This is a genomic window from Caenimonas sedimenti (assembly GCF_007833165.1).
Lineage (GTDB): Bacteria > Pseudomonadota > Gammaproteobacteria > Burkholderiales > Burkholderiaceae_C > Ramlibacter > Ramlibacter sedimenti.
Map to the genome: position 1 here is coordinate 1 of NZ_VOBQ01000044.1, position 1,552 is coordinate 1,552.

Annotated in this window: 1 protein-coding gene; it reads left to right on the forward strand. The window is 63.3% G+C overall.

Features of this window, described 5'->3' with window-relative positions:
- Window positions 1-65 precede the first annotated feature (65 nt).
- Window positions 66-1,433: a transposase gene (locus tag FN976_RS28670; RefSeq protein WP_145897513.1), complete on the forward strand. Its 1,368-nt coding sequence runs from the start codon at window positions 66-68 to the stop codon at window positions 1,431-1,433.
- Window positions 1,434-1,552 lie beyond the last annotated feature (119 nt).

A 1,552-nucleotide genomic window follows, 5' to 3' on the forward strand; every position in this document is an offset into this window, starting at 1 on the left:
GATTCTGTTGAAAAACTCTCCGGTGCCGCCTAGATTTGCGCGAACCAAATGCGGGGGTGCTGACGATGATGGGAAGCCAAGGCGGAGCGCAGGATCGGCTGTTCTACTCGTTCAACCTTGAAGACCATGTCCCCAGAGATCACCTGCTGCGAGGCGTCGACCTCTTCCTCGACCTGAGCGAGCTGCGCGAGCACCTCGCTTCCTTCTACAGCCACACCGGCCGTCCCTCGATCGATCCGGAACTGATGATCCGGATGCTGGTCATCGGCTACTGCTTCGGCATCCGCTCGGAACGCAGGCTCTGTGAAGAGGTCCATCTGAACTTGGCCTATCGCTGGTTCTGTCGGCTCGACCTGGAGCAACGTGTGCCGGACCACTCCACCTTCTCCAAGAACCGGCACGGGCGCTTTCGCCAGAGCGACGCCTTCCGCCATCTGTTCGAGTCGGTGCTGCGCCGCTGCATGAAGGAGGGGTTGGTAGGCGGGGAAGGCTTCGCCATCGACGCGAGCGTGATCAAGGCCGACGCGAGCCGCGCTTCTCGTTGGACCGAGGGTGAGGCGCCAACCCGCGCTGTGCGCGAGTACCTTCAGGCGCTTGATGCCGCGAATCCCCCTGCGGAGGACGATCCCCCAGAAGGGCCGCCGGGCAGTCCGCCCAGACATATCTCGCCCACCGATCCTGAGGCTCGATGGACAGCTGCGCCAGGTGGGCCTGCCTTCTACGCGTACTCAACCAACTACCTGATCGACCTGGACGCCGGGATCATCGTGGACGTCGAGGCGACTCCCGCTCACCGCACCGACGAGGTCCAGTCCACCAAGACGATGATTGATCGCGTCGAACGCCAAGTGCACCTCAAGCCCAAGCGGTTGGTCGGTGACACGGCCTACGGAGCTGCGCCCCTTCTGAACTGGATCGTCAATGAAAAGCAGATCGAGCCACACATCCCGGTGTGGGAGAAGGCCAACCGGGACGACGGCACCTTCAGCCGCTCGGACTTCACCTTCGATGCGCAGGAGAACGCATACACCTGCCCAGGCGGCAAGAAGCTGAATACCACGGGGCGGGCAACTGCGGCAGACACGCTCCTCTACAGGGCGACGAACAGCGACTGCGCTGGCTGCGCGCTGAAGCAGCGCTGCTGCCCCAACACACCGAGCCGCAAGATCCCGCGCAGCGTCTACGAAGACGCGCGGGATGTGGCACGTACTGTATGCGCCTCCCCCGGGTACGAGCAGTCGCGCAAGGACCGTAAGAAGGTCGAGATGCTGTTCGCACACCTCAAACGCATCCTGAAGCTCGATCGACTGCGGCTGCGAGGCCTCATAGGTGCCCGAGACGAGTTCCTGATGGCCGCAGCGGCGCAAAACCTGCGAAGAATGGCCCGCTGGCTCGGTCCAAAGCAGGGAATCGGAAGTGCAGTAGCTGTATGAGGAAGCGGCGCGGCGAAGTGCCGCGCGAATCGGGCGGATTCATGCCGTGAGGCGGGGAGCCGCATGACCGGCGGCATCGCTTGGCGCCGCCTCCACCCACCGAGTTCTTCAACAGAATC